At 65.3% G+C, this 25,265-nt stretch carries 25 protein-coding genes and 1 tRNA gene; 12 read left to right on the top strand and 14 right to left on the bottom strand.

All coding sequences use genetic code 11. The annotated features are described in order from the left end of the window. The first annotated feature begins 8 nt into the window (after positions 1–8). From pgsA to A8G00_RS00210, 3 genes are read left to right on the top strand one after another with little or no spacing between them, the layout of a single operon-like run. A complete protein-coding gene (pgsA, locus tag A8G00_RS00220; protein WP_025550041.1) occupies positions 9–572 on the top strand; it encodes a CDP-diacylglycerol--glycerol-3-phosphate 3-phosphatidyltransferase in 564 nt (187 codons plus the stop codon). Between the two features lie 3 nt (positions 573–575). Beyond that, positions 576–836 carry a molybdopterin converting factor subunit 1 gene (gene moaD, locus A8G00_RS00215; protein WP_044662495.1) on the top strand — a complete coding sequence of 87 codons (261 nt, stop codon included), beginning with the start codon at positions 576–578 and terminating at the stop codon, positions 834–836. Then, positions 833–1,273 carry a molybdenum cofactor biosynthesis protein MoaE gene (locus A8G00_RS00210; RefSeq protein ID WP_044662494.1) on the top strand — a complete coding sequence of 147 codons (441 nt, stop codon included), beginning with the start codon at positions 833–835 and terminating at the stop codon, positions 1,271–1,273. Before moaD ends, A8G00_RS00210 begins: the two co-directional genes overlap by 4 nt. A gap of 78 nt (positions 1,274–1,351) precedes the next feature. Here the strand turns inward: A8G00_RS00210 and A8G00_RS00205 are convergent, their stop codons facing one another. Both A8G00_RS00205 and A8G00_RS00200 read right to left on the bottom strand, forming a co-directional pair. After that, positions 1,352–2,278 (bottom strand): hydrogen peroxide-inducible genes activator, encoded by a 927-nt coding sequence (locus A8G00_RS00205; RefSeq protein WP_025550038.1) that lies wholly within the window; start codon positions 2,276–2,278, stop codon positions 1,352–1,354. Positions 2,279–2,317: 39 nt separating this feature from the next. Further along, on the bottom strand, positions 2,318–3,091 hold the full coding sequence (locus A8G00_RS00200) for a sulfite exporter TauE/SafE family protein (RefSeq protein ID WP_044662493.1): 774 nt from the start codon (positions 3,089–3,091) through the stop codon (positions 2,318–2,320). Positions 3,092–3,251: 160 nt separating this feature from the next. Between A8G00_RS00200 and epsC the strand changes: the two genes are divergently transcribed. The 3 genes from epsC to A8G00_RS00185 all read left to right on the top strand — a co-directional run bounded on the left by epsC (position 3,252) and on the right by A8G00_RS00185 (position 5,549). Next, positions 3,252–3,962 (top strand): serine O-acetyltransferase EpsC, encoded by a 711-nt coding sequence (gene epsC, locus A8G00_RS00195; RefSeq protein ID WP_044662492.1) that lies wholly within the window; start codon positions 3,252–3,254, stop codon positions 3,960–3,962. Next, positions 3,962–4,321, top strand: a complete 360-nt coding sequence (locus A8G00_RS00190) for a DUF2794 domain-containing protein (protein WP_044662491.1) — start codon at positions 3,962–3,964, stop codon at positions 4,319–4,321. Before epsC ends, A8G00_RS00190 begins: the two co-directional genes overlap by 1 nt. Positions 4,322–4,616: 295 nt before the next feature. Then, positions 4,617–5,549: a nitronate monooxygenase family protein gene (locus A8G00_RS00185; protein ID WP_044662490.1), complete on the top strand. Its 933-nt coding sequence runs from the start codon at positions 4,617–4,619 to the stop codon at positions 5,547–5,549. A gap of 332 nt (positions 5,550–5,881) precedes the next feature. Here A8G00_RS00185 and A8G00_RS00180 read toward each other — a convergent pair whose 3' ends face one another. Both A8G00_RS00180 and A8G00_RS00175 read right to left on the bottom strand, forming a co-directional pair. Beyond that, positions 5,882–6,754 carry an alpha/beta fold hydrolase gene (locus tag A8G00_RS00180; RefSeq protein WP_102999667.1) on the bottom strand — a complete coding sequence of 291 codons (873 nt, stop codon included), beginning with the start codon at positions 6,752–6,754 and terminating at the stop codon, positions 5,882–5,884. Between the two features lie 138 nt (positions 6,755–6,892). Then, the gene (locus tag A8G00_RS00175) at positions 6,893–8,854 is read right to left on the bottom strand and encodes a PAS domain-containing sensor histidine kinase (protein ID WP_102999666.1); all 1,962 of its coding nucleotides are present in this window, start codon (positions 8,852–8,854) and stop codon (positions 6,893–6,895) included. A 174-nt stretch (positions 8,855–9,028) separates the two neighbouring features. Here A8G00_RS00175 and A8G00_RS00170 point away from each other — a divergent pair, with 174 nt between their 5' ends. Together A8G00_RS00170 and A8G00_RS00165 are read left to right on the top strand one after the other, a co-directional pair. Continuing rightward, a complete protein-coding gene (locus A8G00_RS00170; RefSeq protein WP_102999665.1) occupies positions 9,029–9,991 on the top strand; it encodes a sugar kinase in 963 nt (320 codons plus the stop codon). Between the two features lie 62 nt (positions 9,992–10,053). Further along, positions 10,054–10,127 (top strand) — tRNA-Gly (locus A8G00_RS00165). A 165-nt stretch (positions 10,128–10,292) separates the two neighbouring features. On the opposite strand, the gene A8G00_RS00160 is transcribed toward A8G00_RS00165, so the two are convergent. The 7 genes from A8G00_RS00160 to cyoA are packed head-to-tail and all read right to left on the bottom strand — an operon-like array spanning position 10,293 to position 17,066. After that, positions 10,293–10,823 carry a response regulator transcription factor gene (locus tag A8G00_RS00160; protein WP_102999664.1) on the bottom strand — a complete coding sequence of 177 codons (531 nt, stop codon included), beginning with the start codon at positions 10,821–10,823 and terminating at the stop codon, positions 10,293–10,295. Continuing rightward, a complete protein-coding gene (locus A8G00_RS00155) occupies positions 10,820–12,142 on the bottom strand; it encodes an ATP-binding protein (protein WP_025551295.1) in 1,323 nt (440 codons plus the stop codon). Before A8G00_RS00155 ends, A8G00_RS00160 begins: the two co-directional genes overlap by 4 nt. After that, a complete protein-coding gene (locus A8G00_RS00150; RefSeq protein ID WP_102999663.1) occupies positions 12,139–12,864 on the bottom strand; it encodes an SURF1 family protein in 726 nt (241 codons plus the stop codon). The genes A8G00_RS00155 and A8G00_RS00150 overlap by 4 nt, the downstream gene beginning before the upstream one ends. After that, positions 12,861–13,298 carry a cytochrome o ubiquinol oxidase subunit IV gene (gene cyoD / locus A8G00_RS00145; RefSeq protein WP_025551292.1) on the bottom strand — a complete coding sequence of 146 codons (438 nt, stop codon included), beginning with the start codon at positions 13,296–13,298 and terminating at the stop codon, positions 12,861–12,863. The genes A8G00_RS00150 and cyoD overlap by 4 nt, the downstream gene beginning before the upstream one ends. After that, entirely contained in the window at positions 13,295–13,918 is a 624-nt protein-coding gene (gene cyoC, locus A8G00_RS00140) for a cytochrome o ubiquinol oxidase subunit III (protein ID WP_102999662.1), read from the bottom strand. Before cyoC ends, cyoD begins: the two co-directional genes overlap by 4 nt. Before the next feature lie 5 nt (positions 13,919–13,923). After that, complete coding sequence (gene cyoB / locus A8G00_RS00135) at positions 13,924–15,927, bottom strand: cytochrome o ubiquinol oxidase subunit I (protein WP_102999661.1); 2,004 nt, start codon at positions 15,925–15,927, stop codon at positions 13,924–13,926. Between the two features lie 5 nt (positions 15,928–15,932). Further along, positions 15,933–17,066 (bottom strand): ubiquinol oxidase subunit II, encoded by a 1,134-nt coding sequence (gene cyoA, locus A8G00_RS00130; protein WP_102999660.1) that lies wholly within the window; start codon positions 17,064–17,066, stop codon positions 15,933–15,935. A gap of 187 nt (positions 17,067–17,253) precedes the next feature. Here cyoA and A8G00_RS00125 point away from each other — a divergent pair, with 187 nt between their 5' ends. After that, the gene (locus A8G00_RS00125; RefSeq protein WP_025551285.1) at positions 17,254–18,585 is read left to right on the top strand and encodes an MFS transporter; all 1,332 of its coding nucleotides are present in this window, start codon (positions 17,254–17,256) and stop codon (positions 18,583–18,585) included. 111 nt (positions 18,586–18,696) lie between these two features. Here A8G00_RS00125 and A8G00_RS00120 read toward each other — a convergent pair whose 3' ends face one another. From A8G00_RS00120 to A8G00_RS00110, 3 genes are all read right to left on the bottom strand, one after another. Then, positions 18,697–19,551, bottom strand: a complete 855-nt coding sequence (locus tag A8G00_RS00120) for a glycosyltransferase family A protein (protein WP_102999659.1) — start codon at positions 19,549–19,551, stop codon at positions 18,697–18,699. A 2-nt stretch (positions 19,552–19,553) separates the two neighbouring features. Beyond that, positions 19,554–20,822: an ammonium transporter gene (locus A8G00_RS00115; RefSeq protein ID WP_102999658.1), complete on the bottom strand. Its 1,269-nt coding sequence runs from the start codon at positions 20,820–20,822 to the stop codon at positions 19,554–19,556. A 392-nt stretch (positions 20,823–21,214) separates the two neighbouring features. After that, entirely contained in the window at positions 21,215–21,916 is a 702-nt protein-coding gene (locus tag A8G00_RS00110) for a DUF2807 domain-containing protein (protein ID WP_102999657.1), read from the bottom strand. Positions 21,917–22,035: 119 nt separating this feature from the next. Between A8G00_RS00110 and A8G00_RS00105 the strand changes: the two genes are divergently transcribed. From A8G00_RS00105 to A8G00_RS00095, 3 genes are read left to right on the top strand one after another with little or no spacing between them, the layout of a single operon-like run. After that, on the top strand, positions 22,036–23,616 hold the full coding sequence (locus A8G00_RS00105) for a M28 family metallopeptidase (protein ID WP_102999798.1): 1,581 nt from the start codon (positions 22,036–22,038) through the stop codon (positions 23,614–23,616). Between the two features lie 48 nt (positions 23,617–23,664). Further along, positions 23,665–24,657: a porphobilinogen synthase gene (hemB, locus tag A8G00_RS00100; RefSeq protein ID WP_102999656.1), complete on the top strand. Its 993-nt coding sequence runs from the start codon at positions 23,665–23,667 to the stop codon at positions 24,655–24,657. Between the two features lie 2 nt (positions 24,658–24,659). Then, positions 24,660–25,244, top strand: coding sequence for a gamma carbonic anhydrase family protein (locus tag A8G00_RS00095; protein ID WP_025551384.1), 585 nt, complete (start codon positions 24,660–24,662; stop codon positions 25,242–25,244). Positions 25,245–25,265: the final 21 nt, after the last annotated feature.

Here is a 25,265-nt window from a genome sequence, read left to right as displayed (position 1 = left end):
CCGCCGCCATGCTGACGCTGCCCAATCTGCTGACGCTTTCGCGCATCCTGACCGTGCCGCTGCTGGTCGCCCTGTTGTGGCCGGCGGAGATCGGCGCGCGCTGGACGACCGGCTATATGCTGGCCTTCGCGCTATATTGCCTGATGGGGATCACCGATTATTTCGACGGCTACCTCGCCCGCGCTCAGGGCGCCGTATCGAAACTGGGCATCTTCCTCGATCCCATAGCGGACAAGATCATGGTGGGGGCGGTGATCCTGATGCTGTCGGCCACGCGCGACATTTCGGGCATCCATATCGCCGCCGCGATGATCATCCTGCTGCGCGAGATCGCGGTTTCGGGCCTGCGCGAATTCCTGGCCGGGCTCCAGGTTTCCGTGCCGGTGTCGCGCCTCGCCAAATGGAAGACGACCTTCCAGCTCATCGCGCTGGGCGCGCTGATTCTCGCCGGCGCCGTACCGCAATTTCCGTTCGTGCAACTGGTCGGCATCGCCACGCTCTGGGCGGCGGCGATACTGACGCTGGTCACGGGCTGGGACTATCTGCGCGTCGGCATCAAGCATATGGATTGAACCATGGCCGACCTCACGCTCGTCTATTTCGCCTGGGTCCGGGAGGCCATCGGCCGGGATGAGGAGCGGGTGGAGCGGCCTGCCGCCGATGCCACCGTCGCCACGTTGATCGCCGCGCTGGCCGCGCGGGGCGGCGGTTATGCCGAGGCGTTCGCCCGGCCGGACAGGCTGCGCGCGGCGCTGGACCAGCATTTCGTGCCGATGGACAGCCCGATCGGGGACGCGAAGGAACTGGCGATCTTCCCGCCGGTCACGGGCGGATGAACCGCGTCTCCATCCAGGCCGAGGATTTCGATCCGGCGGTGGAACTGGCCGCGTTGGAGGCCAGCGGCGGCGGCGGCGTAGCCAGCTTCACCGGCATCGTTCGGGGGGAAGGCGGGTTGGTCGCGCTCGAACTGGAACATTATCCGGCGATGACGATGGCGCAGGTCGAACGCATCGTCGCGGAGGCGAGCGACCGCTGGCCCCTGCTGGGGGTTCGGGTGATCCATCGCTTCGGTCGGCTGGAACCGGGCGAGCGCATCGTGTTCGTCGGCACGGCGTCGCGCCACCGCACCGCCGCGCTGGAGGCTTGCGCCTTCCTCATCGACTGGCTGAAATCCCGGGCGCCCTTCTGGAAGAAGGAACATTTCGCGGACCGGACGGAATGGGTCGAAGCCCGCGTCGAGGATGATGCGAAGGCCGAGAGCTGGAAGCGTTGAGCAAAAATCTGCCCTGTTCCTGATTTCGCGGGAACAGCATGTTTCTCTCCAGCCATCGCCCGCCAATGGGTCCTGAGCCTAAGCCGCCGCGCTGACCTCCGGCAAGTCCGCCGCGTCGCGCAGCAATTCCGCCAGCAGCCGGAATTCCTTGTCGCGCGGGCTGTTCTTGCGCCACACCAGGGCGATGTCGCGATGGGCCCGTTCCGACCGGAGCGGCCGGGCAGTGATCTGCGTATGGTCGAGCAGGCCGCTCGCAATCGCCATTTCCGGCATGATCGTCATGCCCAGGCCATTGTCCACCATCTGCACCAGCGTATGCAACGACGTGCCCATCATCATGGCGCTCGCCCGGATTTCCGGCCGGTTGCACGCGGCCAGCGCGTGATCCTTCAGGCAGTGCCCGTCCTCCAGCAGCAGCAGCTTGGTTTCATCGATCATTTCCGGCGCGATCCATTCGGGCGGATCGCGCGGATCGTCCCGGGGAAAGGCGACATAAAGCCGGTCCTGGAACAGAAATTCGCTGTCCAGCTCGCCGGTGGGAAAGGGCAGGGCGAGCAGCACGCAATCCACATTGCCGTGCCGCAGCGATTCGATGGCGGCCTGCGTCGTTTCCTCGCGCAGGTACAGCTTCAGTTCCGGCCGTTCGCCCCGCAACCTGGGCAGCAGGCGAGGGAGCAGGAAGGGCGCGATGGTGGGAATGACGCTCATCCGCAGTTCGCCGGTCAGCGGCTTTCCCGACGCTTCGGCAATGGCGGCCAGTTCTTCGGCTTCGCGCAGCACCCGGTGCGCCTTTTCCACGATGCGGTCGCCCAGGGCGGTGAACCGCACCACGCGGCGCGTCCGCTCGACCAGCGTGATGCCGATCAGCGATTCCAGCTCGCGAATGCCGGCCGACAGCGTCGACTGGGTGACGAAGCAGCTATCCGCCGCCTTGCCGAAATGGCCATGCTCCTTTAGCGCCACCAGATATTGCAGCTGCTTGAGCGTCGGCATGTAACTCGACATTGATCGCCTTCCTCGATTGGAAAGCCCAATATAATTGTCTTAGCCGATATATCCAAGCCATTTGGCCACGCCGAACAAGGATGTGAGGGTCAGGATCGATCCCACGGCGATGAACAGCGTCCGGGGCGAGACGTGCCGGGCCAGCATCGCGCCGAACGGGGCCGCGATCACGCCGCCGATCAACAGGCCGACCGTGTAGGTGGTGAAGGTTTCCCACCCCAGATGCAGCAGGAATGTGATGCTGATGGAGGTGGTCAGGATGAATTCGACGCTGTTGACCGTGCCGATGGTGTGCCGGGGGCTGGACCCCTGGATTAGCAGGTTCGACGTCACCACGGGGCCCCAGCCGCCGCCGCCGGTGGCGTCCATGAAGCCGCCGACCAGGCCCAGGGGCCCCACCCATTTGGGATTGCGCGCCTGGGGCGGATAATGAAAGCCCCGCCACACCAGATAGATGCCGATGGCCGTCAGATAGGCCTGGACGAACGGCTTGATCATCGCCCCGTCCACATTGGACAGGAGATAGGCGCCCGCCACCCCGCCGATCACGCCCGGAATGATGAGGCGCGCGAACAGGCGCCAGTCGACATTGCGATGGATGATGTGGCTGATGGCCGACACCCCGGTGGTGAAGGTTTCCGCCGCATGGACGCTGGCCGATGCCCTGCTGGGCGGCACGCCGAGCGCCAGAAGCAGCGTGCTGGAAATGACGCCATAGGCCATGCCCAAAGCGCCGTCGATCATCTGGGCGCCGAAACCGATGAGAATGAAAGGCAGGATTTCGCCGAAATGGGCGATAAAGATGTCGATCATTCATTGGTCCCTGTTATGATTGTCTACCGCCTTGATTGGTATATCACGGGCCGCCAAGAAACTTTCTGTTTTATCGAGCGAAGCCGAAATAGCCCGCCATCTGGAAAATTCATCCTTTTGCGCTTATGTACCGTCTGGTCGGTTTCATCAGGGGCGCTTCATGCTGCGCAATCTTATTGCTTATCTGGACTCGGTCAAATCACGCGACCCTGCCCCGCGCTCGCGCGCTGAAATCCTGCTCTATCCGGGCGTCTGGTCGCTGGCTTTCCACCGCGTGGCGCACCGCCTCTACCGCGCGCGGCTCTATTTCCTGGCCCGTGCGGTGAATCATTTTTCGCGATTCCTGACCGGCAACGACATTCATCCCGGCGCCCGCATCGGCAAGCGCTTCTTCATCGACCATGGCTTCACCGTGATCGGGGAGACGGCGGAGATCGGGAACGACGTCACCCTCTATCAGAACGTGACGCTGGGCGGGACCGATCCCGCCAACGGCATCGCGGGCAAGCGCCACCCGACGCTGGAAGACGGCGTGATCGTCGGTTCCGGCGCTCAGGTTCTAGGCCCCGTCCGCGTCGGCGCCCGCGCCCGCATCGGCGCCAATGCCGTGGTGACCAAGGATGTGAAGGAAGGCGCGACCATGGTCGGCATTCCCGCGCGGCCCATGCTGGTCGACGTGACGGCCTATCAGCGCGAGTTCCTGCCCTATGGCACGCCATGCTCCGACTGCGTCGATCCGGAAAAGCAGAAGCTGGAACTGCTCCAGCTTGAAATCGACCAGTTGCAGAAGCGCGTGGCCGAACTGCTTGCTGAACGGGGCGGTGCGCCCGTGGATGACGTTCGCCTGGTCAAGGAGCGTGGCCGCGCCTGATGAGCAACGTGACGCCGTTCCCGTCGCAAGCGGCCCAGGGTGCAAGGGGGGCGGCCAGTCAGACCGGTTTCGATCGTCTCGAACTCCAGCGGATCATGGATCTTTACGGCCGCATGGTCGCGGCGGGCCATTGGCGCGACTATGCCATCGACCTGGGCCGCGAAGCCGCGATCTTCTCCGCCTTCCGCCGCTCCGCCGAGCGGCCGGAATTCCGCATCGAAAAACGCCCCTCCCTGCGCAACCGCCAGGGCATGTGGGCGCTGATCGGAGAGGCCGGGCACGTGTTGAAGCGTGGCGCGGAACTGCAGGGGATACTCGCGCCGGTGGAACGGCGGCTGCTCAAGATCGTGGGGGATTGACGCCCCCGCGCCCCGCCAGGGCATGGGCGGGTAGGGAGCGGACGTTGGCGGTCCCGCCATGGCTCCTGCCTTCGCGGGAGCATCATGTGCCTGACGTCCCTTATTGACCCCTTCCCGCGAAGACCTGCGACTTCCGGTTCGGCAGGACCATAATCATCAGAAGAGCGATCATTCTTGACCCTACGGCATTGCGGAAGATGCCGCTCTCCCGGCAACAGCGCCAAGATTCCGCCTTTTTAGCCGCCCGTGTAAATGATAGCGCCGTCCTGGAAATCATGAAGGAGAGGCTTCGCCCATGAGCTTGCCGGCATTTTTGGAAGGCCGTTTGTCCCTGCCGTTGATCGGTTCGCCGATGTTCATCATCTCCCAGCCTGCGCTGGTGATCGCCCAGTGCCGTGCCGGGATCGTGGGTTCCTTTCCCTCGCTCAATGCCCGTCCGTCCGGGGTATTCGAACAATGGCTCCAGCAATTGAACGAGGCGCTGACGGACAGGGACGCCCCCTTCGCGGTCAACCTGATCGTGCACAGGACCAACAGCCGGCTGGAGGAGGATCTCGCCCTCTGCGTCAAATATCGCGTGCCCATCGTGATCACGTCGCTGGGCGCGCGGGAGGATGTGAACCGGGCGGTGCACAGCTATGGGGGCATCGTGCTGCACGACGTCATCAACAATGTCTTCGCGCGCAAGGCGATCGAGAAAGGCGCGGATGGCCTGATCGCCGTCGCGGCGGGGGCGGGCGGGCATGCCGGCACCCTGTCGCCCTTCGCGCTGGTGGAGGAAATCCGGGCCTGGTTCGACGGGCCGCTGGCCTTGTCGGGCGCGATCGCCACGGGCCGGTCGATCGCGGCCGCGCGGATGATGGGGGCTGACTTCGCCTATATGGGTTCCCCCTTCATCGCGACGGAGGAGGCCAATGCCGAACCGGCCTATAAGCAGATGATCGTCGACAGCGGCGCGGCGGACATCGTCTATTCGGATTATTTCACCGGCGTGCTCGGCAATTATCTGCGCCCCAGCATCGCCGCGGCAGGTCTGGACGCCGACAAGCTGCCCAAGGCGTCGGAAATGGATTTCTCCAGCGACGCGGGCGGCGACAAGAAGGCGTGGCGCGATGTCTGGGGCGCGGGTCAGGGGATCGGCGCGATCCGCAAGGTTCAGTCCGCCACGACCTTCATCGCGCAACTGAAATCGGAATATCAGGCAGCCGTCGCCGCCTTCGGAGCCTAGAGCGTTTTCCAAGCAGATGGAATCATCTGCTGAATCGGAAAACGCGACAAAACAAAAACTTAGAGCAGTCGAGCCGATGCAATCGGATCGGAATCTGCTCTAGAGCCCATCGACATTCAGCCCTGACGGCCTGCAAATGACGCTTTTCCGTGCTTCCGGTGCTCACCTATTTTGACCAGGCTGCGCTCCGGGTCACGGAAAACCACCATTTTACCTTCGGTGGCCTTCGGCTCGGCTCGTCATCATCTGAATGTCGATTGGCTCCAGGCGGCGCCCTTCATACCCTCATCCCGGCTTTGCCGGGGTGAGGGTTGAAATTCGGAATGGCCGGGTCACAGGAAGGCGCGCAGTTCCGCGATGAAGCGGTCGAACTGGTCATGGTGCAGCCAATGACCGGCATCCGCGAATTCGACCAGCCGGGCATCCCGGAAATGCGCGGCGCGCCCATCCTTCACCGGATTGGACGCCCAGCTATCCAGCCCAAGGCACAGCAGCGTCGGACATGTGATCCGCTTCCAGAATTGCGGCAGGTCCATGTCCGACCAGGCCTGGGGCGCCGCATCGTGCAGATAGGGGTCGAATTTCCAGCGATAGCTGCCATCCTCGTTGCGATTGACGCCGTGGATGGTGAGGTGCATCGCCTGTTCGACCGACAGATGGTCGTTGCGTTCCCGCATGCGCGCCACGGCTGCCTCCAGGGTCGGATAATGCCGCCGTGCCTGACGCGCCCGGTTCCGCCGCTTCTCGATCCATTGCAGCCATAGGTCGGGCTCGGCCTTTTGCGCCTGTTCCTCGATCCGGCCCGGCGACAGGCCCAGTCCCTCTATGGCGACGATCCTGGCGACCTTTTCCGGAAACAGCCCGGCATAGCGCAGCGTGATCGATCCGCCCAGCGAATGGCCGACCAATATCACCGGCTCCCGGCCCAGTTGCTCGATCAACTGCGCCAGGTCGTAGACATAGTTCGCCATCATGTAGGAACCCTCGGCCGACCAGGCGCTGTCGCCATGGCCGCGCAGGTCGGGCGCGACGACGTGATAATCCTTCGCCAGCGCACGTGCCGTCCAGTCCCAGCTCCGCGAATGGTCGAAGCCGCCATGCACCAGAACCAGCGTCGGCGCGGCGCTGTTGCCCCAGTCCAGATAGTGCAGGCGCATCCGTAGCGACGTGTAGAAATGGGAAGTCGGCGCGGCTTGCGTGTTCATGCGATCCTGCGAGCGGGTGGACAGGGGAGGGACAAGGTTCATGTCTCTTTGGCGAACTCCCCGGCGCATGCAAGGGGCGAGAACAGGAAAATCCCTGTTTTACGCCTGTTTGGTCAAGCTTTGGTAAAGATCGCCGCTCTACAGATCGTCCGAGTGGGCGGCCAGCCTGACGAGCTTCTGGTGGTCCTGCGCCACCGCGGTCACGATGCGCGCCAGTTCCGCCTGCTTGAACGGCTTGTCCAGTCGGGGCCGTTGCGTCATGTTCGGCGGCAGTTCGGCAAAACCCGTGATGATGACCACCGGCAGGCCGGGCAGCCTTTGCTCGATCTCGTCGGCCAGCTGCGTGCCGGTCATGCCCGGCATCGCATAGTCGCTGATCACCAGGTCGACGCTGCCCTGTTCCAATATGCGCAGCGCATCCGGTCCCGACGTCGCCTGGAATACCGTGTGCCCCAGTTCCTCCAGCATGCCCGCGGTGTTGGTCAGCACCAGATCGTCATCGTCGACGGCCAGGATCACCAGCGGCTCCGTCAGCGCCAGGGCAAGGGCATCGGGAATGTCGGCCACGGCCACCTCCGCCGGTTCGGCGGGCGCCATCGGCAGCCACAGCGACACCGTGGTTCCCTGGCCGGGTTCGCTGACGATGGTCAGGGAACCGCCGCATTGTTCGGCAAAGCCGTGCACCATCGACAGGCCAAGGCCCGTGCCCTTGCCGACGCCCTTTGTCGTGAAGAAGGGTTCGCGCGCCCGCTCCAGCGTCGCTGCGTCCATGCCCTCGCCCTCATCGATGACGGACAGGCGCACATAGGAGCCGCCCTCCAATCCGGGGCGTTGCGCCTTGGGCAGAGTGGCCTCCACCCCTTCTATGATGATCCGTCCGTCGCCGGACATGGCGTCCCTGGCGTTCACCGCCAGATTGAGCAGCGCCAGTTCAAGCTGGGCCGGATCGGCATGGGCGGCGCTCAGATGCAGGGGAAAGCGGGTTTCGATGGCGATCCCGCTGCCCAGCGTCGTCTTCAGGAGGTCGGCCATGTCCCGCACCAGCGCCACGCAATCGACGCTCCGCAACTTCAGTTCCTGCTTGCGCGCAAAGGCCAGCATGCGCTGCGTCAGCGTCGCCCCGCGTTCCGCCGCCGTCATCGCATTGTCGATATAGCGGGACACGTCCGCCCCGGTCGCCAGCCGCTGCCGCGCCAGGTCCAGACTGCCGACGATCACGGCCAGCAGATTGTTGAAATCATGGGCGACACCGCCCGTCAGCTTGCCGATGGCCTCCATCTTCTGCGCCTGGAACACCGCCTCCCGCGCTTCTTCGAGCGCCAGTTGCGTCTCCCGCCGTTCGGTGAGGTCGCGCGTTATCTTGGCGAAGCCGATCAGTTCGCCGGCTGCGCTGCGGATCGTATCGATGATGACATGCGCCCAGAAGCGGGAGCCGTCCTTACGGATGCGCCATCCCTCCGCCTCGAACCGGCCTTCGCGCGCCGCCGTGTCCAGCGCCCGGGATGGCAGGCCGGCCATGCGGTCTTCTTCCGAATAGAAGCGCGCGAAATTCTGGCCCAATATCTCTTCGGTCGTATAGCCCTTGAAGCGTTCGGCCCCCGGATTCCAGCTCGTGATCGTCCCCATGGGGTCGAGCATGTAGATGGCATAGTCGGTCACGCCCTGCACCAGCAGGCGGAACCGTTCCTCGCTGCGGCGCAATTCCTCCTCCGCCGCGCGGCGTTCGGTCAGGTCGCGGGTGACCTTGGCGAATCCGATAAGCTGGCCGCCGGGTTCGCGGATGGGATCGATGACCACATGCGCCCAGAAGCGGGAGCCGTCCTTGCGCACGCGCCATCCCTCCGCCTCGAACCGGCCGGCATTTTCGGCGGTGTCCAGCGCAAGTGCGGGCAGGCCGGCCGCCTGATCCTCCGGCGTGTAGAAGCGGGAGAAATGCTCACCGATGATCTCATCGGCCTCATAGCCCTTGAAGCGCCGCGCGCCGGCATTCCAACTGACGACGATGCCGTTGGCGGAGAGCATGTAGATGGCATAGTCGGTGACGTTCTGGACCAGCAGCTCGAAGCGGTTTCCAGATCCTTCCGGTGCCGCCGTGCTCATGAGGGGTTCCCGTCGAATTGACATGTTCGTCGTCCACAACGCGCATGCGTTCCGGACGTTCCGCTTGCGAAAGCGATTGTCAGGCGTGCCGGGCCGGGCGCGGCATTGACTTCGCCGTGCCCTCCGCGCCAAGGAGGCGCCTTCGGCAAGGATGGCCAGGAAGACGGAACGCATATGGGCAAGACCGCAGGGATCACCGTCGTGGGCGAAGCGATGCTGGAACTGAGCCGCGCGTCGGACGGGGTCGGTTCGGGCCAGGTTGGTTCGGGCCAGGTTGGATCGGGCGGGGGCTGGAACCTGCGCTATGGCGGCGACGTCATCAACACGGCGATCCATCTCGCCCGTTGTGGCGACCATGTGCGCTTTGCGAGCGCGATCGGCGCCGATCCGATGAGCGCTGAACTGCGCGCGGCCTGGGAAGCAGAGGGCGTCGACACGTCGCTGCTGCTCTCCGCCGAGGGAAAGCTGCCGGGCCTTTACGCGATAGAGACCGATGCGCAGGGCGAACGCAGCTTCCATTATTGGCGGGGGGAGGCCGCCGCCAGGCGCATGTTCGACCTGCCGGAAAGCGCCGCCATGGTGGAAGAAGCGGCTGGATCGGAACTGCTCTATTTTTCCCTGATCACGCTTGCGATATTGTCCGGGGAGGCGCGCGAAAAGCTGTTCGCCCTGTGCGCGGCGGTTCGCGCAAAGGGGGGCAAGGTGGCGTTCGACGGCAATTACCGCGCCCGGCTCTGGCCCGATGCCGCGACCGCGCGCCACTGGCGCGACCGTGCCATCGCGCTCAGCGACATCGGTCTGCCCACTTTGGCCGATGAGGTCGAAATGGGCGAGGCGGACGATGCCGAGGATGCGGCCCGCCGCTGGGGCGCTGGCGAAGGCCGCGAGATCGTGGTGAAACTGGGCGCCGACGGCTGTCTGGTGGATGGGCAGATCGTCGCGCCGCCCGCCAGGCTCTCCGTCGTCGATTCGAGCGGCGCTGGCGATGCGTTCAACGGCGGCTATCTCCATGCCCGCCTCGCCGGTCGTTCCGCGCGCGAGGCGGCGCTTGCGGGCCATCGCCTGGCCGGCTGGAATATCGGCCGCCGGGGCGCGATACCGGCCCGCGATGGCGATGCGCCCTATGCCGACCTCTGAAATTCTCCGCTGCGACCTCGTTGACGGCATTGGGATCAAAGGCTAAGCCGCGTTTCACCCCGGCGGGTGTAGCTCAATGGCAGAGCAGAAGCTTCCCAAGCTTACGACGAGGGTTCGATTCCCTTCACCCGCTCCAGATTTCCTGACATCGTGACGGCTATGTCGAATTCGCCCCGGGCGCGTTCCTGATGGGCCACTCGCGAGCCGGTCAGTAGCGACCGGCGAATCGAGAACCGGTCATGGCGGGCATCAACTCCTGTCGCCAACGGCCGCGCCGACCGCCATCCACCCCATATCCTCTTCAACCCACCTGCCGCTTCGCCAGCTTCCTTGCCAGCGTGCGCCGGTGCATGCCCAATCGCCGTGCCGCTTCGGAGATATTGAAGTCGCTGTCCTTCAGCACTTCATGGATATGTTCCCATTCCAGCGTCTTGATCGACGTCGGGCGGGGCGCGAGGGGGGTGGAAGGGTCGCCGGCGGAACGCGCGAAGGCCGCCTCTATGTCGTCGGTGTTGGACGGCTTGGCGAGATAGTTGGACGCGCCGAGCTTGATCGCCTCCACCGCCGTCGCGATGCTGGCGAAGCCGGTCAGGACGACGATCACCATCGCCGGATCATGGGCATGCAATGTCTGCACGCAGACGAGGCCGGATTCCGCGCCCAGCTTCAGGTCGACCACGGCGAAGCCGGGCCTGCTGCCCGCCAGCACCGTTTCCAGCGCCGCATGGCTGTCGGCCGCCAGCACCGTATAGCCGCGCCGTTCGAAGGAGCGCTTGAGCGTTCTGGTGAACGCCTCGTCATCTTCGACAATCACCAGCAGGCGCTCAGTCATGGGGCCGTCTCCTCTTCCAGCGCCACCGTGCCCAGCGGCAGCCGCAGCAGGATCAGCGCCCCGCCGTCCGCGCCGTTGCTCGCGCTGACGCTGCCGCCCAGCTTGCGCACCACATTGACCACAAGGAACAGGCCCAGGCCATGGCCTTCCTTGCCCTTGCTCGATCGATAGGGCTTGCCGAAATCCTCCAGCATCGCCTCCGAAAAGCCGCTGCCATTGTCGCGCACCGCGATGTTGAGCGAACTGCTGTCGCGCCCCGCCAGCAGGTCGATATAGGTCGCGCCCGCCTCCCGCGCATTGTCGAGCAGATTGCCGATCGCCTGCCGGATCACCGGATCGGCCACGATGCGGGGATAGTCATGCGGCCCGAAATCGCAGCGCAGCGGCATGCCGGGATTCGCCCTGCGCCACTCCATGGCGATGCCCTCTATGAAATCGCGCACATTGGTCACTTCCGGCGCCTCGCCCCGCGCCTCGCCGGAGGACAGGAGGATGCCGGTGACGATCTCCTTGCAGCGCTGGACCGCCGCCTGCATCTCCGCCACTTCCTCGACCAGCGGGGGGTGGGCCGTGATCTCCGGCATGTGCCGCCAGTCGCCCAGCACCACCGCAAGCTGGGAGAGGGGGGTGCCCAGTTCATGCGCCGCGCCCGACGCCAACAGGCCCATGCGGACGATATGCTCCTCCTCCGCCGCCTGCTGACGCAACCGGGCGAGATAGGCGTCCCGCGCCTGGAGGTTGCGCGTCACCGGCAGCACGAACAGCACCAGCAGCACGGCGATCATGGTAAGGCATATCCATGTGCCGACGATATGCAGGTCGAACAAATGGCCTTCCAGCGCGCCGTTCAGGTCCAGCGGCCGGTAATGCAGCGCCAGCAGCCCCGCACAGAGCGCGGAGACGAAGACGATGCCCCAGATGCTCCACCGGTCGAGCAGCACCGCCCCCAGCGCCACCTGCACCAGATAGAGCGAGATGAAGGGATTGGTCGCCCCCCCTGAAAGATAGAGCTGCGCCGTCAGCAGCAGCACGTCGAACAGCAGCGACAGGAACAGTTCGGCATGGGACACGTCGGTCCGCTTGCGCAGCGCGCCGAAGCTGAGGCCGTTCATCAATATCGCCATGCCCGCGATCAGCAGCATCGGGGCGATGGGCAGGCGGATGCCCATGATGAAATGCACGGCGAGGATGGTGATGAGCTGCCCCGCGATCGCCAGCCAGCGCAACTGCACCAGCAGCGCCAGATTCTTGCGGCCCGCAGCGTCGGCAGGCCACTGGCTGGGTTGCCAGAGGGTGCTGATCGGCAGGTTCCGGTTCATCCCCGGCGGTCTTTCCGCTCCTGGCGCATCACGAATATGTACGCGCCCGCGACCATTGCCGCCAGCGCGAACCATGTGATCGCATATTGCAGATGATTGTTCGTAAAGGCGACGACGGTGAGGCCGCCGACAGGCAAGGCGCCGGGATCGGCCGCCGCATCGGCGTCGATGAAATAATCGGCCACCGGCCGCCCGATCCCGCGCGCTGCTGCGATGGCGGCCACATCGCGGGAGAACCAGCGGTCGCTTGCCGGATCGTTGGAGCGCAGGAAACCGCCGCCCGGTTCGCTGAGCCGCAGCAGTCCCGAAATCCGCGCTTCGCCCGGAGGACGCATATAGTCCCGTCGCCTGTCGGGCGGCACGAAGCCGCGATTGACCAGGACCGTGAAGCCCCGATCGGTGACGAGCGGCGTCAGCACCCAGAAACCGGCGCCGCGCACCGTGACGGCCTGCACCAGCGCGGCCTTGTCATGGAGGAAACGGCCCGAAATCCTGACGCGCCGATATTCGTCGGCCTTTGCGGCCATGCGGGGAGCGGGGACGGGGGCGGCATGGATTCGCGCGTCGACGCGGTCGATCAGGTCGCGCTTCCAGGCGAGGCGCTGGACCTGCCAGGCGCCCAGTGCGCAAAATCCGGCAAAAAAGAAGAGGGCGATCAGCGTCAGGCCGATCGGAAAGGCCGGGGAGCGCCGGGAGCGCTCCCCGTCTTGGGCCGTTGTCACGGCATCTCGCTCATATTGTGCATGACGCGCATTTCCTGGGTCGGACCCATGTCCATCTCCATCTGCGCGTGCGGCATCATGTTCGCATTCAGATGATACATGACCCACAGGGAACCGGACAGGACGATGACGACCAGCACCACCGTCAACATCATCGCCATGAACGACCAGCCGCCTTCGACGCGGGTGTTCATGTGCAGGAAGTAGATCATGTGGACGACGACCTGGACCGCGGCGAAGCCCATGATGACGATGCCCGTCAGTTGCGGGTCGTTCAGCGCGCCGCTCATCACCAGCCAGAAGGGAATGGCCGTCAGGATCACCGACAGGCCGAAACCGATCATGTAGCTGCCGAAGCTGCCGTGCGAATGGGCGTCATGATGATCGTCATGATGGTGGTCGTGGCCACCGTGCGGATGGACGGCATCGCTCACCGGAGCACTCCCATCAGATAGACAAAGGTGAAGACGCCGATCCAGATGACGTCCAGGAAGTGCCAGAACATCGACAGGCACATCAGCCGCCGCTTGTTGGCGGGGATCAGGCCCTTCTTCGCGACCTGCACCATCAGCGTGACCAGCCAGATCGAACCGAAGGTGACGTGCAGCCCGTGCGTTCCGACCAGCGTGAAGAAGGAGGACAGGAACGCCGAACGCCACGGACCCGCACCTTCATGGATGAGGTGCGCGAATTCGTAGAGTTCGATGAACAGGAACGCCCCGCCGAACAGCAGCGTGACGACCAGCCAGCCCTGCGTGGCGCTGACCCTGTTCTTCTCCATCGCCAGCATGGCGAAGCCATAGGTGATCGAGGAGAAGAGCAGCATCGCGGTGTTGAGCGCGACGAGGGGCAGGTCGAACAGGTCCTTTGGCCCCGGCCCGCCGGCATAGCTGCCGCCCAGCACCGCATAGGTGGCGAAGAGGATGGCGAAGATGAGACAGTCGCTCATCAGATACATCCAGAAGCCCAGCATGGTGCTGTGGCCTTCGTGGAGGTGCGGCTCCTCGGGCAGGTGATAGGCCCAGGGTTCCCTATGTGCAGTTGCGCTGCTCATGCGTGTCAGACTCCCGCCGCGAGGATTTGCGTGCGCTCTTCCTCGGTGCGCGTCACATCCTCCGCAGGGATGTGGAAGTCGCGCTTGTAGTTGAAGGTGTGGCCGATGGCGACGGCGACGATGCCGATGAAGCTCAGCCCCGCAAGCCACCAGATGTACCAGATGAGCGCAAAGCCGCACAGCGTCGCCAGCCCGGCCAGGATCACGCCCGCGCCCGTGCTGCTCGGCATGTGGATCGGCCTGTAGCCGCTCAGCGGACGCTGATAGCCGTTCTTCTTCATGTCCGCCCAGGTGTCGCCATCGTACACCACGGGGGTGAAGGCGAAATTATACTCTGGCGGGGGCGAGCTGGTCGCCCATTCCAGGGTACGGCCGTCCCAGGGGTCGCCGGTCGGATCGCGAAGCTCGTCGCGCTTCCAGATGGACACCGCGAACTGGATCAGCATGGCGCCGATGCCGATGGCGATGATGGCGGCGCCGATCGCCGCGATGACGAACCAGGGTTGCAGCGACGGATCGTCCAGCACCCGCAGGCGGCGCGTGACGCCCATCAGGCCGAGCACGTAGAGCGGACCGAAAGCCAGCCAGAAGCCGATGTTCCAGCACCAGAAGCTGACCTTGCCCCAGAAGACGTTCAGCCTGAAGCCGAAGGCCTTGGGCCACCAGTAGTTGATCGCCGCGAACAGGCCGAACAGCACGCCGCCGATGATCACATTATGGAAATGGGCGATCAGGAACAGCGAGTTGTGCAGCACGAAGTCCGCGGGCGGAACCGCCAGCAGCACGCCGGTCATGCCGCCGACCGTGAAGGTCAGCATGAAGGCGACGGCCCACATCATCGGCAGCTCGAAACGGATCTTGCCGCGATACATGGTGAACAGCCAGTTGAACAGCTTGGCGCCCGTCGGGATCGAGATGATCATCGTCGTGATGCCGAAGAAGCTGTTGACGCTGGCGCCCGAACCCATGGTGAAGAAGTGGTGCAGCCACACCAGATAGGACAGCACCATGATGGTGCAGGTCGCATAGACCATGGAGGTGTAGCCGAACAGGCGCTTGCCGCAGAAGGTGGAGACCACTTCGGAGAAGACGCCGAACAGCGGCAGGATGAGGATATAGACCTCCGGATGGCCCCAGATCCAGATGAGGTTGACGTACATCATCGGATTGCCGCCGAAATCATTGGTGAAGAAGGCGGTGCCGGCATAGCGGTCGAGCGACAGCAGGACGAGCGTGGCGGTCAGGATCGGGAAGGAGGCGACGATCAGGACGTTCGCGCAGAGCGAGGTCCAGGTGAACACCGGCATCTTCATGAGCGACATGCCCGGCGCGCGCATCTTCACGATGGTCGCGATCAGGTTGATGCCGGATAATGTCGTGCCGACGCCCGCCACCTGCAACGCCCAGATATAGTAGTCGACGCCCGTAGCCGGGCTGTAGGCAAGGCCCGACAGCGGCGGATAGGCAAGCCAGCCGGTCTGCGCGAACTCGCCCAGGAACAGCGACATCATGACCAGCACGGCGCCGCCCGTCGTCATCCAGAAGGAGAAATTGTTGAGGAAGGGAAAGCTGACGTCGCGCGCCCCGATCTGGAGCGGCACGATGTAGTTCATCAGGCCGGTGATGAACGGCATCGCCACGAAGAAGATCATGATGACCCCGTGCGCGGTGAACACCTGGTCATAATGATGGGCGTTCAGATAGCCTTCCGAACCGTTGAAGGCCCAGGCCTGCTGGATGCGCATCATGATCGCGTCGGCAAATCCGCGCAGGAACATGATGAGGCCCAGCACCATGTACATGATGCCGATCTTCTTGTGATCGACGCTGGTGAACCATTCCTTCCAGAGATAGCCCCAGAGCCGGAACCAGGTGAGCGCCGCGACAAGGGCGGCGCCGCCCAGCACCACCGCGACGAAGGTCGCGACGACGATGGGCTCATGCCATGGGAAGCTGTCCCATGTCAGACGACCGAAGATCATCTGTGCGGTTGTCATTGTGCCAGTCATGGGCCTTACCGATGCTGCGCGTGCGCGTCAGCGCCGCTGTGGGAAGAGTGATCGCCCGGTGCCTGCGCGGCGCCCTTCGCGCCGTCCGCGGCCGGTGCGTCGGGAGCAGTCTCCTGCCCCCTGTTCCGGTCCGACTGTTCGATCACATGGCTGTCGGGGAAGTCGTAGCGCAGACCTTTGGTGTCGCGCGCCGATTCCTTGCCCGCGCCGCCCATCATGTTGACGTGCATCAGCTCGCCCATGCAGCGCTGGCCGGGCCGGGGGCACAGATTGACCACGGCATCGAACAGCTGGGGGTCGACGGCGGAGAAATAGGCGACCGGCGCCTTTTCGCTGGGCTTGGCCAGGGTCAGATAGACGTCGCGATCGAGATGGGCGCGGCTGGCCTTCACCCCGGCTGCCCAGGCATCGAACCCGGCCCTGTCCAGCGCCCGGTAGGCGAAGCGCATGTGGGTGAAGCCCGCGCCCGAATAGTTGGCGGAAATGCCGGTGCCCGCCACCGGCCGGTTGGCGACGGCGTGCAACTGGGTCTTCATGCCGGGCATGGCATAGATCTGACCGGCGAGTTCAGGCACGTAGAAGCTGTTCATCACGGTGGAGGCGGTGATGTCGAACCGCACCGGCACATTGACCGGCAGCGCCAGCTCGTTGACCGTCGCGATGCCCAGTTCGGGATAGATGAACAGCCATTTCCAGTCGAGCGCCACGACCTCGACCGTCAGCGGCTTCACCCTGGGATCGATCGCCGTCCTGGCGTCGATGCGGTCGAGCGGCCGATAGGGATCGAGCTTGTGCGTGCTGACCCAGGTCAGCGCGCCAAGGCAGATGATGATCAGCAGCGGCGCGGACCAGATCAGCAGTTCCAGCTTGGTGGAATGGTCCCAGTCCGGGTCATAATCCTTGTCCGCGGCCTTGTTCGCCGCGCGGTAGCGCCAGGCGAAGAAGACGACGAGCGCCATGACGGGAACGACGATGAGGAGCATCAGCGCGGTCGAGATCAGGATCAGGTCGCGCTGCTGCACCGCAATATCGCCCGACGGGTTCATCACGACCCAGTCGCAGGCCGTCAGCGGCAGCGCCAGAATCGGAGCGGACCAGCGGAAAATCCGGGTCCGGTCGAGGGGGATGGGGTGTGGCATGGGGGCCGCCTACCGCTTCCGCAGGGAGTCGAACAGTGGGCAATTTGTCCCATTGTGCGCAGATGCAAAAAATGCTTCAGCGGTGGGATACTGCTTAGACTCTGCGGGTTTTCTGCTATGTTGCCTATCCGTGGCCGCCGGCAGAACAGAAGAGGGTTCCGGTGGCTTAGCCAAGGAGCGGATGCCTATGAGTTCACAGGCCATGACCTTCACCTCCCGATCGCTGGAGGATGATGCGCGCCTGATCAATGCGCGGGACCACAAGATCGCGCCGGGTGATATTTCCATTGGTGTGATCATTGGTCGCACCTCCGAATTTTTCGATTTCTTCGTTTACGCCATCGCCTCGGTCATCGTGTTCCCGAGCCTTGTGTTCCCCTATGTGGATGCCCTGACCGGCACGCTCTATTCCTTCGCGATCTTCGCCGTCGCCTTCATCACGCGGCCCATCGGTTCGCTGATCTTCATGGCCATCGATCGCCGCTACGGGCGCGGAACGAAGCTGACCGTCGCGCTGTTCCTGCTCGGCGGCTCGACCGCGTCAATCGCCTTCATGCCCGGTTATGCGACGATTGGCCATTATGCTGCGTTAGTCCTGATCATCTTGCGCGCGGCGCAGGGCATCGCGCTGGGCGGCACATGGGACGGGCTGGCGTCGCTGCTGTCGCTCAACGCGCCGCAGCATCAGCGCGGCTGGTACGCCATGGTGCCGCAACTCGGCGCGCCGCTGGCCCTGCTGGTGGCGAGCGGGCTGTTCGCCTTCTTCCTGCTGACGCTGTCGCGTGCGGACTTCCTCGACTGGGGCTGGCGCTATCCCTTCTTCGTGGCCTTCGCGATCAACGTCGTCGCGCTGTTCGCCCGGCTGCGCATCGTGGTGACGCATGAATTCGAACGCCTGTTCGAGCAGAAGGACCTTCAGCCGTCCGAAATCCTGCCGACGGTCAAGGCGGAAGGGCGCAACATCATCATCGGCGCCTTCGCTCCGCTGGCGAGCTTCGCGCTGTTCCACATGGTCACCGTGTTCCCGCTGAGCTGGGTCGCGCTGTTCACCAACCAGCCGCTGGAACGCTTCCTGATCATCGAGATGATCGGCGCGTCCGTGGGCCTGCTGGCCATCGTCGTTTCCGGCTTCATCGCGGACCAGATCGGCCGCCGCTCCCTGCTGGCATGGTCGGCGCTCGGCATCGCGATCTTCAGCATCATGGCGCCGCTGCTGCTGAACGGCGGCGATCTGGGAGAGGTCGCCTTCATGATCCTGGGCTTCATGCTGCTGGGGCTGGCTTTCGGCCAGTCGTCCGGCGTCGTCGCGTCGAATTTCGCGACGGAGGCGCGCTATACCGGGTCGGCCCTGACGTCGGACCTGGCCTGGCTGGTCGGCGCCGGCTTCGCGCCGCTGGTGGCCCTGTTGCTGTCCGTGAAATTCGGCCTGGCCGCCTCGGGCATCTACCTGCTGTCGGGCGCGGTGGCGACGATGGTGGCGCTCTACATCAACAAGGAACTGGCGGCCCGCGACCGTTAAGGGGGCATCCGCCATCTTTGGAAAGGGGCCGGAGGGGGTTTGTCCTCTCCGGCCCTTTTCTGTCCCCGACGTGCCCACAGGAGCACGTTAAGCCAAGCTCAGAGCGACGCTCTACTTCCCCCGCGCAAAATCCCGCATGCGCGCCAACGCCTTCCGGTCGAACCATCCCACGGGCAGCGCGCGCGGCGCAAAGCGCGGCAACCATTCCCCATAGACCGCATCCATCCGCACCGGCAGCCCGTCGACGCCATCGCGGCCCATGATGTCGGAAATGATCCGGTTCTGGAAAAAGCGCACCGAATAATTGATCATCCGCCGATATTGCATGCGCAGGGTCGTAGGCCGCAACAGGCTGACCGCCTCACAGCGAAAGCCGGCATACTCGCAGGCCAGGACCCGCTCCCGCCGCCAGTCGGCATCGCGCCCCAGGTCGGTATGCGCCCATGCCGCCACCAACCCGTCGTCTCCGATCAGGTCCTCTGGCAGCCGCAAGCCCCTGAGGCGGATCGCCGCCAAGAAGCGCCCCGACAGGGCGTAGAGATCGCCGAACAATCCCCGTTCCTCCCGCAGGGTCCGGCGATAGGCGTCCGCGGACCGCCCGTTCATCGGCATCCCCGCTGCCGCGTTCGCCTCCGGCCGCGCCGTCAGGTCCGATACCAGCGCATCGATCGACCCGGCAAGGATCTCCGCATCGCCATCCATGAAGATCACGGCATCTTCTCCGCCGGTCAGCAGGCGGTGGACGAAATGGTTCCAGGTGCGCGCCTTGCCCCCGGCGGCCAGATCGTGGACGATGACATTCGTCCGTCCTGCGGCCGCTTCGCGCGCCCGTCCTGCCGTGGCATCGGTCGATCCGTTCACCAGCACATGGAAGACGGTGTCGGCCCGGTCCAGCGGCAGCGATGAAAGGCAACGCCCGATCCGCCGTTCCTCCTGATGCGCGAATATGCCGACCGCGACGCCCATGCCTAGCGGAAATCCCAGCCCTGCTGTCCATGGCGGGCGATGTCCAGCCCCTCCGCTTCTTCCCGCACGCCGATCCGGGCGGGCGTCACGACCGACAGCATCAGCGCGATGATCGCCGCTCCCGCCATCGCCCAGAGCGCCACCGCCGCGATGCCGATGCACTGCGCCATGAAGGCGCCGGCAAGGCTGATCCCCGCCGCGAAGCCGACGCCGCCCAGCGCGGGCAGCACGAAGGGAAGCAGCAACAGCGCGCCCGTCAGCCCGCCCAGTCCGTGGATCACGAAAATATCTGCCGCGTCGTCGATGCAGTCGCCCAATAATCCCTTTGCCAGTCGGCAGATGACGGCGGCGATCAGCCCGATGGCCATCGCGCCGCCCGGCCCTACCAGAGCGCCGGAGGCGGAGATCGCCACCAGCCCGGCCAATGCGCCGGAAACCAGCCCATTGGCGGTGACATGCCCCTTGTCGATCCGTTCCACCAGCATCCATCCGAAGAGGCCTGCGCAAGCGGCGAAATGGCCGTTCAGAATGGCGGTCGCGGCATTGTCCGTCGCGCCGAAGGACCATCCGCCCACTATGCCGGCCCAGCCGATCCACAGCAGCAGCCCGCCTGATACGCCCAGCACCGGCGCATGTCCGGCAGAAACGCTGCGCCGCCTGCCCACGACCAGCACCAGCGCGAGCGCGGAAAATCCCGCGCTCAAATGAACGACCAGCGCGCCCGCGAAATCCATGACGCCCAGATTGGCGAGCCATCCGCCGCCCCAGACCCAATGGACGACCGGCGCATAGACCAGCAGCAGCCAGAGCAGCGCAAACAGCGCCATCCACCCCAGGCGCACCCTTTCCGCCACAGCGCCCGGCAGCAGGCCGGCGGCAAGGATCGCAAGGGCCATCTGGAACAGCACGAAGGTGGATTCCGGCACGGTCAGCCCGTCACGCAGCGCCCCCAGATCGGCCAGCAACAGATGCGCCCGGCCGCCCAGCCACCCGCTCCCCGGCGCATAGGCCAGGCTGTAGCCGACAAGGGCCCAGAGCAGCGAAACCCCGGCTGCCACCACCAGCCCCTGCACGCCGATCGACAGGGCGTTGCGCACATGGACCAGACCGGCATGACGCAGCGCGAGTCCCGGCAGCGCCGCCAGCAACACCAGCAGACCGCACAGCATCATCCATGCCGTATCGCCGCTGTCGGCCACGGCCACCTGCGCCGCCGCGGGTTGCGGGGCCGCCGACAGGAAAAGAAGGAGAATGGCAAGGAGGCGAGGCATCAGTTAATCCGGCAGTCCATATCCGGGCCGTCGTAACGCATGCGAAGTAAAGACTTGCCTAACCCTGATCGTTTCCCGCCACGCAGCCGATGCATTGGGCAGCGCGGACAAATTCGGGACTCCCCGGACCAGTTGATTTGGGCGGGAAGCGTACACTCGCTTCATCCCTCTCCCTTGAGGGAGAGGGCTGCGCAGACTTGGCAGCTTGCTGCCTAGTCGTAGCTGGGTGAGGGGGTGCGATCCAACGGATCGCGCGGACCGCGGGCCCGCTCCCCCTCATCCAGATCAGCCTTAGGTTCCTCCGCCGCCAGGGCTTCCCATCCTTCTCCCTCAAGGGAGAAGGATGGTCTTACACTGGCCACCCCCCGGCATCCCGAACTCATCCACATCGCCTAATAGGCTTCCCCACCGCAACTGATCCGCCCCGTCCCCCGATTGTCGACGCTGCAGGCGGCCTTCCCCGCCACCGTCACATCGCCCGATCCGGATGCGGAAACCCGTGCCGAAACCTCTGCCGTCACCGCCACATTTCCCGGGCCGTCATTCGCCACCGCGGCCTGCCGCACCCGCAGGCCTTCCGCCATCACCGCTCCGGGGCCGGTGACGCGGATGGTCGCGACGCCCGCCCGGCCGGACAGGTTCGCCCGTCCGGCTCCGGCCACTCCCAGGCTCAGCTGGTCCAGATCCACCGCCGCCACGCTGACATCGCCATTGCCGCCCAGCACGATCTCACCGCGCAGACCCTTCATCCGGCTGACCGACACCGATCCGCCGCCGGTCAGCACCACGCGGCTGAGGTCGCCGGTCGACAGCCGCAGCACCGCCCGCCCGCCCGATTTCTCGCCGGGCCGCGCCCGCTCCACCGTCACCGCAAGCAGGCGGCCGGATACGTCCACCTTCAGCCGGTCCAGCACCGCCTGATCGCCATCCGCCCGCGCCGAAGCGCCCGCGCCGGTGGTGATCGTCACCTCCACCGGCGCATCCACGCGAATGGCGTCGAAACTGGTGATGGTAAACCCGCGCGTCGCCGCCGCCGCCGGGGCGGCCCATAACATGATGACGACCGGCAGGGCGAACGAACGGGGCAGCGGCATGACGATCTCCCAGTCTTTTGCCGATCCTGATAGGGATGGGCCGTAGCGGTTCCAAGCCCCCTTGTTCGTCGCACCGGATCAGGCAAGATCGTCAGGTTTTCAAAAGGGGCATGTGGCTGATGCGCAAATGGATTTCCGGACTCCTCCTGGCTTCGATCAGCATCGCGGCCCCGGCTGCGCCCGACGACCGGGGCGAAGCCTGGTGGAAGCATGTCCGCACCCTTGCCGACGATGGCTATGAAGGGCGGGGAACGGGCAAGCCGGGCTATGACAGGGCGGCTGATTATGTGATCGGACAGCTTCGGGCGCTTGGGCTGAAGCCGGCCGGGACCGACGGCTATAAACAGCCCGTCGCCTTCGTCGAGCAGGTGATCCTGTCGCAGCAGAGCAGCGCTTCGCTGACGGGGCCGGGCGGCCATAGCGCGCTGGCGGCGCCCGCCGACATCATCTTCTCAGGGGGCGGCGGCCCCGCTCCGGAAACCGTCGGCGCCCCGCTGGTCTTCGCCGGTTACGGCCTGCACCTGCCGGAGGCGGGGCATGACGATTTCGCCGGACTGGATCTCAAGGGCAGGATCGTGGTGGTCGTCTCGGGCGGACCGGCGACCCTCTCCGGCGCGCTGAAGTCCCATGCCCGATCGGAGCGGGCGGCGTGGCTGGCGAAACAGGGCGCGCTTGGACTGATCCAGCTCGTGACGCCGAAACAGGTTGAAATTCCGTGGGACCGGCGCATGGCGCTGGCCAGCCAGCCGGCCCTGTTCTTCCGCGACCCCGCCCTGCGGGATACGGCGACCCCCTTCCTCAACGCCCAGTTCGACCCGGCCAAATCCGCGCTGCTCTTTGCCGGATCGGGCCATGATTTCGCGCAGATCGCCGCCGCCGCCGACAGTTCCGGCCCGGTGCCGTCCTTCCCGCTCGCCCAGCGGCTGGACGCGAAGGTGGCGGCGAGGCGCGCCGATTTGACCTCGCCCAACATCATCGCGCTCATGCCCGGGACGGACCCGCAGCTCAGCAGGGAATATGTCGTCCTGTCCGCGCATCTCGACGGCTATGGGGCGGGCACGCCGATCGACGGGGACGCGATCTACAATGGGGCGCTCGATAATGCATCGGGCGTGGCGAGCCTGCTGGAAATCGCCCGGACCCTTCGCAATGGGAAGGTGAAGCCCCGGCGGTCGATCCTCTTCGCCATCGTCACGGCGGAGGAGAAGGGGCTGCTCGGGTCCAGCTATTTCGCGCGCCGTCCGACCGTGCCGCAAAGGGCGATGGTGGCCGACCTCAATTTCGACATGGCCCTGCCGATCTTCCCGCTGACCAGCGTGACGCCGATCGGCTATGACCAGAGCAGCCTTGGCAAGGACGCCGAAGCGGTGAGCGCGGCGATGAACCTGCCGATCACGCCCGATCCCTTCCCGGACCGCAACGTCTTCATCCGGTCGGACCAGTACAGCTTCATCCGGGCGGGCATCCCCGCGCTGTTCTTCAAATATGGCTTCAAGGCGGGCACGCCGGAGGCGACGGTCGAAAGGGCCTGGCGCGCCAACATCTACCATTCGCCCAGGGACGACGCGAACCAGCCGGTGATGCCGGCCGAATCGGTGAAGCTCAACGACTATGTCGCCGCCGTCACGCTGCGCGTCGCCAATGCGCCGCAGCGCCCGGCCTGGAACGAGGACAGCTTCTTCCGCCGCTTCGCCAAATAGCGTCCCTCCTGCTTGATCCGGCGAGGGCAGGGGCCTAAACCCCCGGCCATGACCCATGCCTCCTATCCGGCGCTTCGTCTGCGCCGCACCCGCGCCTCGGCCTGGAGCCGGGCGTTGCACGCCGAAACCCGCCTCACGCCCAGCGACTTCATCTGGCCGCTGTTCGTCACGGAGGGCAGGCAAGTGGAGGAACCGATCGGCTCCCTTCCCGGCGTGTCGCGCTGGTCGGTGGACCTGATGGTGGAGCGTGCGAGGGAAGCGCAGGCGGCGGGCATTCCCTGCCTCGCGCTTTTCCCCAATACGCAGGCCGACCGCCGCAGCGATGACGGGGCGGAGGCGCTCAATCCCGATAACCTGATGTGCCGCGCCATCCGCGCCATCAAGGATGCGGTGCCCGACATCGGCATCCTGACCGACGTGGCGCTCGATCCCTATACGGCGCACGGCCAGGACGGCCTGCTGGACGAGGCGGGCTATGTCGTCAACGACGCGACCATCGACGTGCTGATCGGCCAGTCCCTGAACCAGGCGGCGGCGGGCGCGGACATCATCGCCCCCAGCGACATGATGGATGGCCGCGTCGGCGCCATCCGCGAGGCGCTGGAGCAGGAAGGCCATGCCAATGTGCAGATCATGGCCTATGCCGCCAAATATGCGAGCGCCTTCTACGGCCCGTTCCGCGATGCGGTCGGATCGAGCGGGCTGCTGAAGGGCAACAAGAAGACCTATCAGATGGACCCCGCCAACAGCGAGGAAGCGCTGCGCGAAGTCGCGCTGGACATTGCCGAAGGCGCCGACAGCGTGATGGTGAAGCCGGGCCTGCCCTATCTGGACATCATCGCCCGGGTGAAGGACCGGTTCGAAGTGCCCGTCTTCGCCTATCAGGTGTCGGGCGAATATGCGATGCTGGAGGCCGCCGCCGCGGGGGCGGGGGACCGCGACGCGCTGGTGCTGGAAACGCTGCTGGCGTTCAAGCGGGCAGGCTGCTCGGGCGTCCTCACCTATCATGCGCTCCATGCGGCGCGGCTGCTGGGAGCCTGAACATGACCGATCATCCCGAAGTCTCCATCATCCCCTTCAACGGCAAGACGCCGAAGATCCACCCCAGCGCCTTTATCGCGCCGGGATGCCGCATCATCGGGGATGTGGAGATCGGCCCGGACGTCAGCATCTGGTATAATTGCGTGATCCGGGCGGATGTGAACTTCATCCATATCGGCGCCCGCACCAATATCCAGGACGGCTCGATCGTGCATTGCGACAGCCCCGGCGACCATATCGACGGCCGCCCGTCCGAAGGCTGGCCCACGATCATCGGGGAAGACGTGCTGATCGGACATCTTGCGATGGTCCATGGCTGCATATTGAAGGACCGCGCCTTCGTGGGGCTGGGCGCCATCGTCATGAGCGGCGGGACGGTGGAAAGCGACGCCATGCTCGCGGCCGGGGCCCTGCTTTCTCCGGGGAAGACGGTGCCCCACCGCCAGCTCTGGGCCGGTCGCCCCGCCAAATATATGCGCGACCTGTCGGACGAAGTGCTGATCGACATGCGGGAGGGCGTCGACCATTATGTCCATAATGGAAAGGCGCACAAGGGCGCGGTGAAGGCGGCGCTTTCGCCCGATTAAATCGGCAGGGCTGCAGGCGGA

It is taken from the genome of Sphingobium sp. SA916, from assembly GCF_002894065.1.
GTDB classification, from domain to species: Bacteria; Pseudomonadota; Alphaproteobacteria; order Sphingomonadales; family Sphingomonadaceae; genus Sphingobium; species Sphingobium fuliginis.
This window is presented reverse-complemented; position numbering and strand designations above follow the sequence as displayed.